12 protein-coding genes are annotated in these 15,093 nt (G+C 64.8%); 4 read left to right on the top strand and 8 right to left on the bottom strand.

Annotated features, from left to right (window positions below):
* Window positions 1–208: 208 nt before the first annotated feature.
* Both hrpB and O6R08_RS00525 read right to left on the bottom strand, forming a co-directional pair.
* Complete coding sequence (gene hrpB / locus O6R08_RS00530; protein WP_408640115.1) at window positions 209–2,719, bottom strand: ATP-dependent helicase HrpB; 2,511 nt, start codon at window positions 2,717–2,719, stop codon at window positions 209–211.
* Window positions 2,701–3,348, bottom strand: a complete 648-nt coding sequence (locus O6R08_RS00525) for an NUDIX hydrolase (RefSeq protein ID WP_271418270.1) — start codon at window positions 3,346–3,348, stop codon at window positions 2,701–2,703. The genes hrpB and O6R08_RS00525 overlap by 19 nt, the downstream gene beginning before the upstream one ends.
* A 126-nt stretch (window positions 3,349–3,474) precedes the next feature.
* On the opposite strand from O6R08_RS00525, the gene O6R08_RS00520 reads away from it, so the two are divergent.
* Together O6R08_RS00520 and O6R08_RS00515 are read left to right on the top strand one after the other, a co-directional pair.
* Window positions 3,475–4,857 (top strand): NAD(P)/FAD-dependent oxidoreductase, encoded by a 1,383-nt coding sequence (locus O6R08_RS00520; RefSeq protein ID WP_271418269.1) that lies wholly within the window; start codon window positions 3,475–3,477, stop codon window positions 4,855–4,857.
* A gap of 3 nt (window positions 4,858–4,860) precedes the next feature.
* Window positions 4,861–5,154, top strand: a complete 294-nt coding sequence (locus O6R08_RS00515; protein ID WP_408640114.1) for a hypothetical protein — start codon at window positions 4,861–4,863, stop codon at window positions 5,152–5,154.
* Between the two features lie 374 nt (window positions 5,155–5,528).
* Here O6R08_RS00515 and O6R08_RS00510 read toward each other — a convergent pair whose 3' ends face one another.
* From O6R08_RS00510 to O6R08_RS00485, 6 genes are all read right to left on the bottom strand, one after another.
* Window positions 5,529–6,482: an endonuclease domain-containing protein gene (locus O6R08_RS00510; RefSeq protein ID WP_271418267.1), complete on the bottom strand. Its 954-nt coding sequence runs from the start codon at window positions 6,480–6,482 to the stop codon at window positions 5,529–5,531.
* 366 nt (window positions 6,483–6,848) lie between these two features.
* Entirely contained in the window at window positions 6,849–7,970 is a 1,122-nt protein-coding gene (locus O6R08_RS00505; protein WP_271418266.1) for a glycosyltransferase, read from the bottom strand.
* Entirely contained in the window at window positions 7,970–9,037 is a 1,068-nt protein-coding gene (wecB, locus tag O6R08_RS00500) for a non-hydrolyzing UDP-N-acetylglucosamine 2-epimerase (RefSeq protein WP_271418265.1), read from the bottom strand. The genes O6R08_RS00505 and wecB overlap by 1 nt, the downstream gene beginning before the upstream one ends.
* A gap of 30 nt (window positions 9,038–9,067) precedes the next feature.
* Window positions 9,068–10,357, bottom strand: coding sequence for an O-antigen ligase family protein (locus tag O6R08_RS00495; RefSeq protein ID WP_271418264.1), 1,290 nt, complete (start codon window positions 10,355–10,357; stop codon window positions 9,068–9,070).
* Window positions 10,354–11,487: a glycosyltransferase gene (locus tag O6R08_RS00490; protein ID WP_271418263.1), complete on the bottom strand. Its 1,134-nt coding sequence runs from the start codon at window positions 11,485–11,487 to the stop codon at window positions 10,354–10,356. Before O6R08_RS00490 ends, O6R08_RS00495 begins: the two co-directional genes overlap by 4 nt.
* Before the next feature lie 2 nt (window positions 11,488–11,489).
* Window positions 11,490–12,788 carry a nucleotide sugar dehydrogenase gene (locus tag O6R08_RS00485; RefSeq protein WP_271418262.1) on the bottom strand — a complete coding sequence of 433 codons (1,299 nt, stop codon included), beginning with the start codon at window positions 12,786–12,788 and terminating at the stop codon, window positions 11,490–11,492.
* A gap of 162 nt (window positions 12,789–12,950) precedes the next feature.
* Here O6R08_RS00485 and O6R08_RS00480 point away from each other — a divergent pair, with 162 nt between their 5' ends.
* Both O6R08_RS00480 and O6R08_RS00475 read left to right on the top strand, forming a co-directional pair.
* Complete coding sequence (locus O6R08_RS00480) at window positions 12,951–13,712, top strand: DeoR/GlpR family DNA-binding transcription regulator (RefSeq protein WP_271418261.1); 762 nt, start codon at window positions 12,951–12,953, stop codon at window positions 13,710–13,712.
* Window positions 13,713–14,129: 417 nt separating this feature from the next.
* Window positions 14,130–15,080: a 1-phosphofructokinase family hexose kinase gene (locus O6R08_RS00475; RefSeq protein WP_271418260.1), complete on the top strand. Its 951-nt coding sequence runs from the start codon at window positions 14,130–14,132 to the stop codon at window positions 15,078–15,080.
* Window positions 15,081–15,093 lie beyond the last annotated feature (13 nt).

Here is a 15,093-nt window from a genome sequence, read left to right as displayed (position 1 = left end):
GACGCGCGGGGGCCTGTCGCGGGGGCTGCGGCAATGTCGAGTACTCCCCCGCCTGGTGGAAATCGGGGTGACGAACCCGCGTCGTGCCACCTCACACAGCAGCATCCGCCATCAGGACCCCAATCACCACACGCATTTGCGTAGACACAGGGGGTCTGCTGGCTGAAGGCGCTGGAAAATTCGACTCGGAGTGAGCCCGGGGCCGTCGTCAGCTGTTCCCCACCGCCCGATTGGTGCGCTTCGTGGGAATGGCTGTCAAAGGATCTTCAGGCCAGGGATGTTTGGAGTATCGCCCGCGGTTCTCCGCCCGCACCATTGGGTAGGCGTTGGCCCAGAAACTGGCGAGATCGTCGGTGACGGCAAGGGGGCGTCGAGCCGGGGACAAGAGATGGAGCACCACCCTCACACGGCCATCACAGATCGTCGGGCCGTCAGTCCAGCCGAAACACTCCTGGAGCTTCACCGCGAGCACGGGGGCGGCGTCACTGCCGGGTTCTGGGTAGTCAATGCGGATTCGCGACCCGCTGGGGACCGTGATTCTCTCGGGGAGGACCTCATCAAGGCGGGCCGATTCCTGCCACCCCAGCAGGCCGCGAAGGCCAGAGGTGGCGTCACTTCCCCGCCCTGCGGCCAGGCTGTCCAGGTCGAGCCATTCCTCGGCGCGGGAGAGCAGGGCCTCCTCGCTGACATCGGGCCAGGGATCGCCGAGTACCCGGTGGGCCAGGGCGAGCCGACACCTCAGGTACTCAGCGTCCTTCGACAGCCCTACGACCTTCAGCCCGCGCGACCTCACGGTTTCCAGCACCGCGCGGCGGGCCTCGGCGCGCCCAGGCTGAACCGGGGTGGACGACAACTCAATGGCGCCAAGCCGTGAAACCCGCCGGCCGCGAGCCTTGCCACCATCCCAGGTAACCGTTGTCTCGGTCGCAAGCATTGCTGCCCCGGCGTCCAGAGCCGCTGACTCCGACAGCGGGACCGCTGCTCGAATGAGGGCACCGCTCGTGATGCGCGAGGTCCGGGCGACAGCCAACCACGGTTGTCCGAGCAACCCAGGTGGGCAGTCACGCGGCAGGTCAACCCCGGTGCCACCTGCCAACAGATAGGACGACGACCCCTCACCCCGACTGCGAGCGATCCAACCTGGGCGGGCCAAGGAGACGACAGTGGCGACGGCATCGTCGTCGGTGATGTCGGTGGCGGGCAGATCGTCGGTGAGGCGCGCGAGTCGATCGGCCTCGCGACGCCATGTCTTCGCATCGGGGTGACGACCGGTCCGCAACTGGCGCCACTGCCCAACCAGGTCGACCTGCCCGTCGTCGAGGCCGAGCATGGCCACGATCTCGGCGCACCGACGGGACCCGACAATCGGCGCACCGTCGGCCAAAGCCCTTGCCAGCCGAGGGTCGACCGGAACCGTCGCTAACTGACGCCCTCTCTCGGTGACCCTTCCTTGAGAATCAACGGCACCCAGCTCACGAAGTTCCTCCTCGGCCTCAGCCACCCGATCCTGTGGTAACGGGGTTGGTAGAGCCATACCTTCGCCACGTGGACAGCCCCAAACGGCCAGTGACAACAGCGATGCCACAAGGTCGGCGTGGTCAACCTCGGGGGCGGGGTCGGCGGCCATCCCCGACCAGTCTTGGGCGCGCAGGCACCGCACCGCGACGCCAGGGCCGAGGCGAGCTGCACGCCCAGCACGTTGAGTTGCCGAGGCCCGGGACTCCCGGACGGTCACCAGGCCCGTCATGCCGCGACCACGATCGAGGCGCGGTTCCCGGGACAGGCCGGAATCAACGACGAGACTGACCCCAGGCACCGTCAGGGAGGACTCCGCGACCGCCGTCGAGACGATGACCCGGCGCACATAACCTGGGTCTGACAAGGCATGATCCTGCTCGCTGGCTGACATTGACCCTGACAACCCGACGACCTCGACGCCTTCGAGCCGGGAGCGCAAATCGGCGACAACGTGATCCACCTCGCGAGCCCCTGGCACGAAGACCAAGGCCGAGCCATCCGGGTGGTGATCGAGGGCCTCAACAGTGACATTGCCAACGTGACGGAGGAATTCGCGAGTCACACCCCGAGAATCCACAGGGGACCCGGAGGCTGGAGCCCACTCAATCTCAAGTTCATGCAGGGCCGAGGGCACCTCGACGACCGGTGCGAGCTCGTCCCCACCGAGCAGGCTCGCCCACCCGGAGCTGTCGACGGTGGCTGACATCGCGACGACGGTGAGGTCGTCGCGTAGTTTCGCCACCTCACAGACCATCGCGACGACGAGGTCGGCGTCGAGGTGACGTTCGTGGACCTCATCGAGGATGACGGCATCAACCCCTGTCAGGTCAGGGTCGCGCATCAGACGGCGGAGCAGGACCCCGGTTGTCACGAACTCGACCCTGGTGTCGCGGGTGGTCGTCGATTCCCCGCGCACGGTGTGGGAGGCGATGTCGCCGGGGCGGGTCCGGGTGAGGGTGGAAAGTCGGCGTGCGGCGGCTCTGGCTGCCACCCGTCGTGGCTGAGTGACGATGACCCGACCCGAATACCGCGACGCGACCAGGGGCGGGACGAAGGTCGTCTTGCCGGTGCCGGGCGGGGCGACGATGACGGCCCTGCCTGTATCCAACGCTGTGGTGATCTCGTCGCCGTGAGCTGCGACTGGAAGCCCGGCCCCTATCGCGTCGAGGTCAAGGCTGCGTGTCACTGGGCCGTACCCCACCCCTCGGTCTCCCTGTCGTTCAGAGGGTCGGGGGCGGTGGCCTCGGCAACCGTACGGTTCGTCATCGCCTCGGCGGGGGCGTCCTCCAGGGACCACTCCGTCGCCCGGATCGGGATCCAGGAATCGGCCACCCGCTCGACGATCATGGTCATGATCATGACGGCATCGGGCTCGGCGTCCGGGAGTGCGGCAAATTCGTCGGGGCTGACCCATTGAAGCTCCTGAGACTCGCCAGGACGCGGCTTCTCCGCTGGATCACCATCAGCCACCAGCGCCATGACGATGTCGGAGTGGAAGTGGCCTGGGTACGGGCTGTGGGTGTTGAGGAGCACCGGCGTCGGGTGCATGAGATCGTGGACCCCGTCAGGAAGCCGTTTCCAGGGTTGCAAGACGCTCAACTGGTCGATGTGGTACCCGGCTTCCTCGTGAAGCTCGTGGACAAGGGCCTGCCAAGGGTTCTCAGTGTGCTCAACGTGCCCACCGGGCTGAATCCACAAGTTCATCTTGCGGTGCTTGTGCACGAGGGCTTTCCACTGCCAGCCACGTGAGCTGTCAGCCGGGAATCGCCTCAAGATCCACGCGCTGATCGTGACGTCGTGTCCGTGGGGCTGGGTGTGGAGATGTGGCATGGTCCAAGCCTGTCACGCTGTGAGCTGAAGTACCCGGTCGTGAACTACCACTGGAACTCAAGTTATTGCGAAATACAGCACATCATTGGGACAATCGGCATGTCACACCGTCATTCGGAGGATCAGATGGACATCAATACCCTGTTGTCGGACATTGGCCTGCCGGGCCTGGGTCGTAAACCAGTTCTGGCGAACTCCAAGCCTCGAGTCGTGATCGTTGGTGCTGGTTTCGGTGGCTTGGCGGCCGCCAAGAAGACTGCCGAAGCAGGGTGCGACGTCACCCTCATCGACCGCAACCCGTACACCACGTTCCAGCCGCTGCTGTATCAGGTCGCCACCGGTGGCCTGAACCCTGGTGACGTCACCTACCGCTTGCGTTCCTTCGCGGCTCAGAACGGTCCTCGCACCCACTTCCGTCGCGCCTCTGTGACCGGCATCGATGCCGAGAATCGACTTGTCAACGTCGACAACGGTGACCCGATCCCGTACGACTACCTCATCTTGTCCCAAGGCGTTGGAGCCAACTTCTTCGGCATGCCGGGCGCCGCCGAGCACTCCTACACCATCTACACTCGCGCCTCTTCGCTGCGCGCACGCGACGCCATCTTCACCTACCTCGAGGACCTCGACACCAAGCGTGACAAGACCTTCGACGTCATCATCGTTGGCGGTGGCCCGAGCGGTGTCGAGATGGCCGGCACCTTGGCTGAGATGAAGTCGATCGGCATTCCGGCAATCTTCCCGGACGTGTCCATTGACCGCGTCCACGTCACCCTCGTCGAGATGGCTGACCACCTCCTCATGCCGTTCGATCCGGCTCTGCGCCATTACACCCGTCGTCAGCTGCAAAAGCGCGGCGTGGATGTGCGCACCAAGACCGCCATCGCCGAGGTGCGCGAGGATTCCGTGCTTCTCAAGGACGGCCAGACTCTTCCCGCGGACATGGTCATCTGGGCTGCCGGCGTCGGCGCCCACAAGGCCGTGGCCGACTGGGGGTTCGAGCAGGGACGCGGCGGGCGTATCGCCACCGACGGCACCCTCCGCGTCAACGGGCAGGATCGCATCTTCGCCGTCGGCGACGGTGCCATCAACACCGAGGATCCGAAGCCTCAGCTGGCTCAGCCCGCCATCCAGGGTGGCGAGTGCGTCGCCCGTCAGATCGTCCATCTCGAACTCGGCGAGCCGCTGGAGAAGTTCGAGTACCACGACAAGGGCACCATGGCGACGATCGGCCGCAACTCGGCTGTCGTCCAGCTGTCCGAGAAGCTGAAGTTCACCGGTATCGGCGCATGGCTGACCTGGGTGACGGTGCACATTTACACCCTGTTGGGCGGACGTAACCGTCTGCAGGCCATGATCAACCTTGGTGCTCGCTACATCGCGTTCCATCGTGAGGCCGGAGCGATCGTCGGCGACATCCTCACCGAGGAAGGCAAGCAAGACAAGAACGACAACGCTCTGCGCGACGATGACAAGAAGGGCGCCAAGCCCATCGACGGGAAGAAGTGAGTGATGCGCGCGAGGAAATCACAGAACAATCCTGAACAGACCGACAAGGGCTCCTTGGTTGCCGTCGCGGTGGCCGCAGTCGCCATCGTCGGGATCGCGCTGATCGCAGGACGCAAGGGATCCAAGGACAAGAAGACGGGATCCCACGACCCGTCCTTGTTCGAGGACCTGTCCAAGCGCACGCCTTCAGGTGGCCGGAGGGCTTCCCGCCGCGATCCGCGAGCTGATGGCCACGCCACCCCGATGGGTGGCACCGGTCGTGTGTCGACCGCCCCGGCCTTTTACTCCTACAAGTGACAACACCTGACGGTGGGGGTGACGCGAAAGCGTTGCCCCCACCGTTTTCCGTGGGCCAGCAGGTCGGAGTCTCGTGCCCCGCACCTCGAACCATGACTGTCGGTGGTGGGTCTCCGCTACAAGGCAGTGGCCCTTGCTCCCGCGCATCTCATGACCCGCGCCTCGAACCATGAGAGGTACTTTCCTTCTCCTGTGGTGTTGGGGTTTCTAGTGGTTGATGGTGGTGTGTCTTGGTGTTGGTGGGGTTATCAGCGCCTGGTTTTCCATAGCGCGGTGTGGTGAACGTCGGGCAGGGGTGTCGAGGTCGGCACCTGTGGGATGGCCCATGATGAGGTGGGCTGGTGTGTTGCTATGACCAGGTGATGAGTGGCGGTTCAGGCTGGCGTGGCACCGCCCATGATCTGTCGTAGGACGGGTTCGGTGAACATGGTTCTGGGTCGGTGGCGTCGGTGGAGGTGGGAGGCCAGCCAGTCCAGCACGAACCTTGGATTCCTGCGCATCATGGTCGGGGTGACGTGGAGCACCCTCCAGCCATGACAGTCCAGGTGAGCCGACCTCATCATCGTCTCCTCGAATCCCTCAACGGTGCCGTGCACAGACCGCCCATCAATCTCCACCGCGACTTTCTCAGCATCGAAGGCCTGATCCAGGTAATACGAGCGGTCCCCTGCCCACACTTTCCGGTTGGGTTTATGACCCCTCACTCCCACCGCACGCAACATTCGGGCCATCTCCAACTCCGGAACCGACCACGCGTTGAGATCAATATCAGCCAACGCGGCCTCGACCTGGGCTTTGGGATAGCGGCCCGTCAGGCTTTTACGGGCCCGCCGACATGACTCGGGGGTGACGATCCGTTGGCGAAGGGCTTCACAGACCCACTCCCACTGCCCCTGGATCGCCAGGACGAGGACGGATACTTCAGCGGTGGCGATGCGGACCCGTTGCCGCTCAGTGATGAACCGGCCTGGCACATGCCAACGATGCACGCGAATACCGGGGCGGGCCACCCGGCGCGTGGAGGAAAACGCCTCAACCTCATCGATGGTTCGAAAATCCATGGGTCTGGTGGTGCCAGGAGCCGTCATCCCCAGCAGCACAAGGGCGGCCTTGCCAACGATCACGACGTCGCGGTGCCATAACAGCAACGCCTGCATGATCGTGGTGGGTTGTCTGGCCAGGGCTGTGGCGGCGACCACGCCAGGCAGGATACGCACAGCGTCTCCTCGAGCTACTGCCCGGTCGGCCTGGCCTCGGATGTAGCTGTGACGATGGATACGGGCCACGCCGCGTTGATCGAGTCGTTCTTGAAGGGTTCTCACAACCATAGTTATCGGCAGACCAACCGATTTCCGCCAGGCAATCTCACATCTGTGGACAACCACGGTTGGGGCCATCAAACCCCCTGTGGACAACCGCCTCGTGACGCGGGACCCTGCTCCCTGAACTGGCAACACCCCCACCCACAACCCCGATCACCACCACACAGGTAGGGGGTGGTCAGTCAGGTGGGTAGGCGGTGGTGGTCACAGGAACAGTCGGCCAGCCGGGTAGGTCATGGTCACCGCGGTGGTGATCCGGGTGATGACACACCAGCCTGTCACGAGAACTGGCAACACCCCCACCCACAACCCCGATCACCACCACACGGGTCGGGGCGGGGCCATGCGACGACCACATCGGAACCCGGAAGATCAGCCCTCGAGCAGGCGAGAAACGAGCCCTGTCAATGCCTCAGCCTGGGACTCGAAGTTCAGCCCCGACTCGACGGCTCGACGCCCAGCCTGACCCATCTCGCGGCAGCGCTGCGGATCGGACAACAAGGCAGCAACGGCATCGGCGGACGCGGCGACGTTCTCGGTGTCAACAAAGACTCCGGCACCGTAACCATCGAACATCTCCCGCCATGCCGGGAAGTCGGACGCCGCGAACGGCACCTGAGCAGCCATGTACTCGAACAGCTTCGTCGGCAGGGATGCTACGTAGTTCGGCAGCGGTTTGAGGAACACGAGCCCCACCTGACCGCTGGCCAACACCTGCGGCACCTCAGTCGGTCCAACCAGCCCCAGATGCGTGACGAAGCCCTGCCCCACAGCGCGGTCGACGGTGTTCTGACAACGCGGCAGCACTCGCCCAGCCAGCACCAAGTGAGCCTGCGGTACCTGCTGACGGACCCTGCGCGTCACCTCGATCATAAAGGAGAGCTTGCGCTCCTCCGACAGATCCCCGACGTAAACCAGCCTCCCCGGCACCGGGTCAGGCGTCACGTCGTAATTGCCCAGCCACGGGTAATTGCGCACCACCGTCACCGGGGCGTGATGGAATCTCTGGCCCACCGTCGGGGTCGCCGCAACGACGGCATCAGCCCCACGGTCGGCCAACCCCACGAGACCCCGCGCAGCCAACCGGGCCAGCGGTCGCGTCACCTTTCCCAGATACGGCTTGGTGTCGACCTGGCCGATGAGATCCTCGTGAGCGTCGTGGATGACCTTGCAGTGGTGACGACGGCCCCACAGCAGCGCCAACGGGATGAGCTCAGGATCGTGGATGTGAAGTACCTCGGGCTGGAGGACCTGCAGGTGTCGCCAGGCCTCCCGCTGACTGACGACCAGACGACGGACTCGCCCCTCCTCACGGTGCAAAGCAACGACCGGGATACCCTGGTCGACCCCGTCATGCTCAGCGGAGATGACGAGGTGATAGTCGTGGCCGGCTCCGACCAGAGCCCGGGCCTCCTTGTTGAAGACTCGGTTGTCATGGCCGTGGTGCACCGTGGACAAGGACACCACCCGGCCCGTTCGGGGAGAACCGGTCATCAGTTCTTCTTGCCGGCCTCAAGCAGTACCTTGGCGACGGTGGCAGCAGCCTTGCCGTCACCGTACGGGTGGCCGGGATCGCCCTCCGGGTGCCGACGAGTGGCGTAGTCGGCAAGGTGCTCGGCGTCGGGATCAAGCACGTTCCAGCCGTTCTCGACGGTCTCCACCCACTCGGTCTCGGTACGCACCGTCGTGCAGATCGTGCCGAGCAGGAAGGCCTCCTTCTGCAGGCCGCCCGAGTCGGTGATGACGCCGGCGGCATGGGTGACGGCATTGACCATGTCAGGGTAAGCCAGCGGGTCGATGGTGGTGAGGTTGCCGCGAGCGATGGTGATGCCATCGGCCTCGGCGCGGGCGCGCAGCCGCGGGTGCACCGGCAGGATGACCTTACGGTCCAAGCCGCCGAGGGCGTCGAGGATGCGGGACAGACGCCCGGGATCGTCGGTGTTGTCGGCGCGATGGATCGTCGCCATGACGTACTCCTCGCCCTCCTTCACGCCGGGCACTGGGCGCGGGTCGGCAAGGACGGAGTCGCGCACCTGCAGGCAGACATCGGTCATGACGTCACCGACGAGCACCGAACGGTCCGCCAGCCCCTCGTCGGCCAGGTGTTTCATGGCCACCTCGGTCGGGGCCAGGCACACATCAGCGGCATGGTCGGTGAGGACCCGGTTGTGCTCCTCAGGCATGCGGCGGTTGAAGGAACGCAAGCCGGCCTCAAGGTGAGCCACCGACAGGTGCATCTTGACCGCCGAGAGCGTGCCGGCGATGGTCGAGTTGGTGTCGCCGTAGACGAGCACCCAATCCGGGTTCATCTCCTCCAGCACAGGGTCGAGCTGTTCGAGCATCCGGCCGGTCATGACGCCATGGGAGCCGCCACCAACGCCCAGGTGCAGGTCCGGGTTCGGGATGCCGAGCTCGATGAAGAAGGAGTCGGACATGTTGACGTCGTAGTGCTGCCCGGTGTGAATGATCTTGTGGTCGATTCCCTCGGCCGCGAAGGCCTTGGCCACCGGGGCCAACTTCACGAACTGGGGACGAGCCCCGACGATGCTCACGACGCGCATTGATGAACCTTCCTGGCCGCGTACCGTACGTCAGCCCAGCCTATCGTCTCCGCCGCCGACAACCCGGTTCGTGGCCCGATCAGCCACCGTCATGGGTCTTTTGGGCTTCACGTTCTCCTGCGGCCCGACCATGGTGTCAAGCAGGACGAGCACGGCCATCCACAGGGCGACGACGTTGGGCCCGACGAAGACGCTGTTGGCCATCATGAGTGCCGGTACCGCAAACATCATCGCGATGTACAGCCTGGCGATCTGGCGGGTGTGTCCCGGGTGATGCGCACACCGTTGGAACCCACGGACAATCCCCCACACCCACGCCACGACGAGCACAGCAGCGACGACAACACCGTAGTCGCAGGCCACATGGATGAGTCCGTTATGGGGATTGGTCTTGTGGTGCAGGGAATACACACCAGGGTGACGGGCCAGATGAGCGAACCCACCCGGTCCGACCCCTAGCAGCGGGTGCGTCCCAATGATGTGCAGGCCGAAGCCAAGCAGCGACAGCCTGACCGGCCAGGAGTGCGAGCCGAGATTGGCGTGGTGCATGACCACGGCGACGACGTCATTGCACGCCGAGAGCAGCCTCGCCCGACCTGGTCCGAGCGCCAGGACCGCGACGACCACCGCAACCACACCGACGGCCATCCGACCGTATTTCCACGTCAAAGCTGCGCCAATGGCCATCAACAACGCACCCATGAGGCAAAGCTTCGACCCCGTCAGCCACAACAGGTAGACGCTGGCGAGGGCCATGACGACGTGGCACCAGCGTTGCCAACCGCCTGTGACCATGGCGTGCCACACGATGAGCCCCAGCCCAAGCACGAGAAACAGGGCGTAGTAGTTCGGGTTCGGGAAGAAGGTGCCCGGCAACGGATACACCAGAGGTCGGCCACGCCACAGACCGTCGATGAACTGCGGCAGGTGTCGCGTCGTCCGGTGCTCCCACACCGCGATCGGCAGGCTGATGAGGATGGCGACCTCCCACCCCACGGTCAGGTCACCCAGGGTGTCGTCGCTCCTGACCCGAGACAGGGCCCACACCAGCACCAACCCCACGACAAGGTTGGCGAGATCTCCCCAGGCCGGCGTCCAGGACACGACAAGCCCGGACACCACACCGACGACCACCCACGCAGCACCAACGATGATCAGCGGCCACTGACGCGGCCACGACGTCCCCTTGGCGAGGGCCACCACGGCCAGCACGGCCACGACCGCCCGGAAGGACGTCAAGGGCCCCACTGCCGCATAGGTGCCGAAGAGCACCGTCAGCGGCAGCAGGGCCACCAAGACACGGATGAGAATCCGAGTCATGCCTCGACGATCTGGGAGTCCTGACGCTTGAGAGCGCGCTGCTCGACTGCGATGAGAGCGTCAGCGTCAGCCTCGAAGTTGAATTCCTCGGCGATGGCGCGTCGCCCGTTCTCACCGAGACGCTTGCAGCGTTGCGGATCAGCCAGCAACTCCTTGGCAGCCTCGGCCGCAGCCTTGGCGTCGCGTGACGTGTCGACGAAGACTCCGCAGTCCCACTTCTCGAGCATGTTGACCAGGAACGGCAGGTCGGTCGAGATGAACGGGATCCCGGCCGCCATGTACTCGAAGAGCTTGGTGGGCAGCGAGTTGACATAGTTCGGCAGGGGCTCGAGGAACACCAGTCCGATGACCGAGGAACCCAGCAGGCTGGGGACTTCGTCGACCGGAATGGAGCCGCGGTAGTCAACTCGCGGATGCTTGTCGAGCTCGTCGAAGAGGTAGGCGACCTCGGGGTCCTGCTTGCCGGCGATGACGAGACGAGCATCACCGTCCATCAGGTCCATCATGGCGAACATCTTGTCGGTCTGGCGCCCCTTGGACAGCATTCCGACGTAGACGATCTGGCCGGGAACCTTCTGTCCCTCCACCGTGGTGTCGAAGCTCGACAGCAGCGGGTAGTTGTGGACCAGCTTCAGGTTACGGTGGCTGAAATCCTCAGCGACCCCGTCGGTCACCGCGACCACACCGTCAAACCCCTTGTCAGCCATGGTGACGAGGGCCTTGGCGACCGCGCGAGCCACCGGCTTGACCCTCGGCGACAGATACTCCTTGCCGTCGATCTGGGCAACGAGGTCCTCATGGGCATCAAACACGGCAGCCCGCCCACGCAACGTCTTCCAGGCCCACACCAGCGGGATGAGCTCGGGGTCGTGGATGTGGACGAGATCGGGGTTCACCCGGTCGAGGGCCTTCCACACCTTGGCCTGACGGCGAGTCAACCGGTCGATGCGATTGGTGGCCTTGCCGATTCCCACCACGTGCACCCCGTCGACGATCTCTTCACCGTCCTGGGCACCGATGAACCAGACATCGGCACCGCGCCTGGCGAGACTGGCGCACTCCTTGCGGAAAATGCGGCCGTCGCGCGGGTTGTGGACGGTGGAGACGTGACAGACACGGGCAAGGGACATACTCAGGCCTCCCCGTCACCGACGACGACAACCTCGACGCCGTCCCACTTGGCCGGGTCGACAACGTGGCGGCCGTCAACGAGAACCTTGATGCCCGGCAGATCGGCCGGGGTCAATTCGGCGTACTCGGGGTGATCGGCTTGCAGGAGGGCTCCGTCGACGGGGTCGCCCACGTGGTAGGCCTTGAAGCCGAACTTGACGAGCTCCTCGTCGGTGAACATCGGGTCGTGGACGCTGACGTCGGCACCGGCCTTGGCCAGGATCTCGACGGTCGGGAACACCCCGGAGAAGGCGGTCTCCTTGACCTTGCCACGGTAGGAGGCGCCGAGGACGACGACCTTCTTGCCGGACAGGTCACCCAGCACCGAGGCGGCCTGGTCGACGCAGTACTGCGGCATCGTCATATTGGCCTCGCGGGCGGTACGGACAATGGTGGCGTCCGGGTCGGTCCACAGGTAGAGGCGCGGGTAAACCGGGATGCAGTGGCCGCCGACGGCAATGCCCGGACGGTGGATGTGGGAGTAGGGCTGCGAGTTACAGGCGTCGATGACCTTGTAGACGTCGATCCCGTTGGCGGCAGCGTACTTGCCGAACTGGTTGGCCAGGCCGATGTTGACGTCACGGTAGGTGGTCTCGGCGAGCTTGGCCATCTCGGCAGCCTCAGCGGTGCCCATGTCCCACACGCCGTTGGCGCGCGGCAGGTCGTCACGGTCGTCGAAGTCGAGGACCTGCTGGTAGAACTCGATGCCCTTGGCGGTGCCCTCGTCGCTCAGACCACCGACCAGCTTCGGGTAGCGACGCAGGTCGGCGAAGACGCGGCCGGTGAGGACGCGCTCGGGTGAGAAGACGAGGTGGAAGTCCTTGCCCTCGGTCAGGCCGGAGATCTCCTCGATCATCGGCTTCCACCGGTTGCGGGTGGTACCGACCGGCAGGGTGGTCTCGTAAGAGATGAGGGTGCCGGGGGTGAGGTGCTCGGCCAGCGACTTGGTTGCGGACTCCATCCAGCCGAAGTCCGGCTCCCACGTCTCATCGTTGACGAACAGCGGGACGACGAGGACGATCGCGTCGGCGCCAGGAATCGCCTTGGAGTAGTCGGTGGTGGCGGTGAGCTTGCCAGCCGGGACGAGCTTCTTCAGCTTCTCGTCGAGGTAGGCCTCACCGGGGAAGGGCTCGTTACCCTTGTTGATCTCGTCCACGACGCGCTGCTGCACGTCGACGCCGATGACGTCGTGACCCTTCTCGGCGAACTGCACGGCCAGGGGAAGCCCGATCTTGCCCATGGCGACGACGGCAATTTTCATTCCTGAACTCCTTGGGATTCGCGGATACCCCGCCAGTGTATCCGGGCCGACCACCGCAACGAGTTCGTGTTATGCTCCCGCCATCGCAGTCATGCCCGCATCATCTGTGTGACTAGGTATTTTAGCCAGTTGGCACTGGGGAGCTTTCATTGAGGAGGGCCGGTGTATCCCGCCGAGAGACACAAGTGGCTCATCGACACCGCCCGTGAAACTGGCCGAGTGTCGGTGTCTCATGCGTCCGCCGCCCTCGGGGTCGTTCCCGAGACCATTCGCCGCGACCTCGATCACCTGTGCAGCCAGAAGATGCTCCGACGTGTCCATGGTGGCGCCATTCCGATCGAGTTCGACCTGTTGGGCGATCAGCCTCTTGACACCCGTGATTCCTCAGCGGTGAGCCAGAAGGAACAGATCGCCAGGGCGGCGTTGTCCCACTTGCCTGCCGACAACGGATCAATCATCCTCGACGCTGGATCGACGACCGGTCGCCTCGCTGCAATCATGCCCCCCACAAGGCACTTCACCGTTTTCACGAACTCATCGCCCATCGCCAGCACAATGGCCACTCACAGCTCCTGCGACGTGCACCTGTTGGGAGGGAGACTACGCCCAACGACCCAGGCCACCGTCGGAAATGTCGACGCCATTTCGCGGCTGCGCGTTGACGTCGCCTTCATGGGCACCAACGGCATCTCTTCGGAACAAGGCCTGTCCACCCCTGATTCCGACGAGGTCGCTACCAAAGCGGCGATGATCGCAAGTGCCCACCACGTCGTCGTGTTGGCCGACTCCCGAAAGATGGGGGCAGAGTCAACGATGCGGTTTGCCGAGTTGGGCGACGTGGACGTCATTATCACCGATTCCGGCATAACCCCGCGCCAGGTTGAGATGCTGCAGAAGTCCGGCGTCGAGATCGTCATCGCCTGAGGTCACCGGGCCATTCCTGGGCCCCCGGCATCCCCGTCCTGTCGGCCCGCCCTCAGCTCGCCTCCCCCTAGGGCACCGGCAGCCCTCCTCTCGGAACACCCGCAAACCTTCTCCTCTCGGTTCGCCCCGACGCATACCCGCACCGGGCGTGGTGTTTGAGTTGCTGATGTTGGCACGCGCCACCCCAGGTGGCAGCATCCCCATTCATACGACCGATTACCACACCACGACCCGCTTCCTGGCCGGCTGGGAACACCACCACTCCGGGCGCCCCGGCACACCCGCAACCGCAAATGTCGGTTTTCGTGTTTTCCTGTTGCTACGTCTGTGTTTATGGACTACCGTGTCACACATCCCAACATTGAAGGGTTACTCATCCCCGAGGGGCTGTTGGGAGATGCGACGAAGGAGTCCCCCGTGATCGTCACTGTCACGCTTAACCCGAGCATCGACCGCACTGCATCCTTACCCGGGCCGCTGCGGCGCGGCCAGGTGAACCGACTCGGCAACGCCACTGAGGTCCCTGCCGGCAAAGGGGTCAACATCTCCCGAGTGTTGTGGGGGGCCGGGGTCGACACCTGCGCGGTCATACCGGCGGGAGCCAAGGACCGACTGGTCACCGGCCTCGCCACGGACAAGCTGCCGCACGTCGCCGTCCCAATCTGCGCGCCGACGAGGACCAACCTCACCATCACCGAACCCGACGGCACCACAACCAAGATCAATGAGCCAGGAGCCGTACTCACGCCCGACGAATTGACCGCCATCGAGGAAGTCATCCTCGAGAGGTCAACCGGCGCCGAGTGGGTCGTCCTGTCCGGTTCCCTGCCCCCCGGCGTTCCCTCAAACTGGTACGCCACCATGACCCGTCGCCTGCACGAAACCGACGTCAAGGTCGCCGTCGACACCTCGGACGAGCCCCTGCAAGAGCTGTCTGCAGAACTTCCCGAGTCAGCTCCCGACCTTGTCAAGCCCAACTCCGTGGAACTTGGCCAGCTCTGCGGGATCGACGGCGAAGCCTTGGAGACCGCCGCCGAACGGGGTCACTTCGACGATGTCGTCGCTGCCGCCCGACGCCTGCACGGCATCACGGAGGTGCTGGTGACTCTCGGTGGTGCGGGCGCCCTGCTCATCACCGAAACGGACGCCTGGCACGCCTGGCCCGACCCAATCATGGTGAAGTCGACCGTCGGCGCCGGGGACTCTTCCTTGGCCGGATTCCTGCTGGCCCGAACTCGCGGAGACCAGCCCGAGAACTGTCTGCGCACCGCCGTCGCCTGGGGCACGGCTGCCGCAGCCCTCCCGGGGTCGACCATGCCAACCCCATCCCAGGCCGACGCCGTCCACGTCAGCCTCGCCCACCTGTGAGATCGGAGAACCG

This window comes from Cutibacterium equinum, assembly GCF_028021195.1.
Classification (GTDB): Bacteria; Actinomycetota; Actinomycetes; order Propionibacteriales; family Propionibacteriaceae; genus Cutibacterium; species Cutibacterium equinum.
This window is presented reverse-complemented; position numbering and strand designations above follow the sequence as displayed.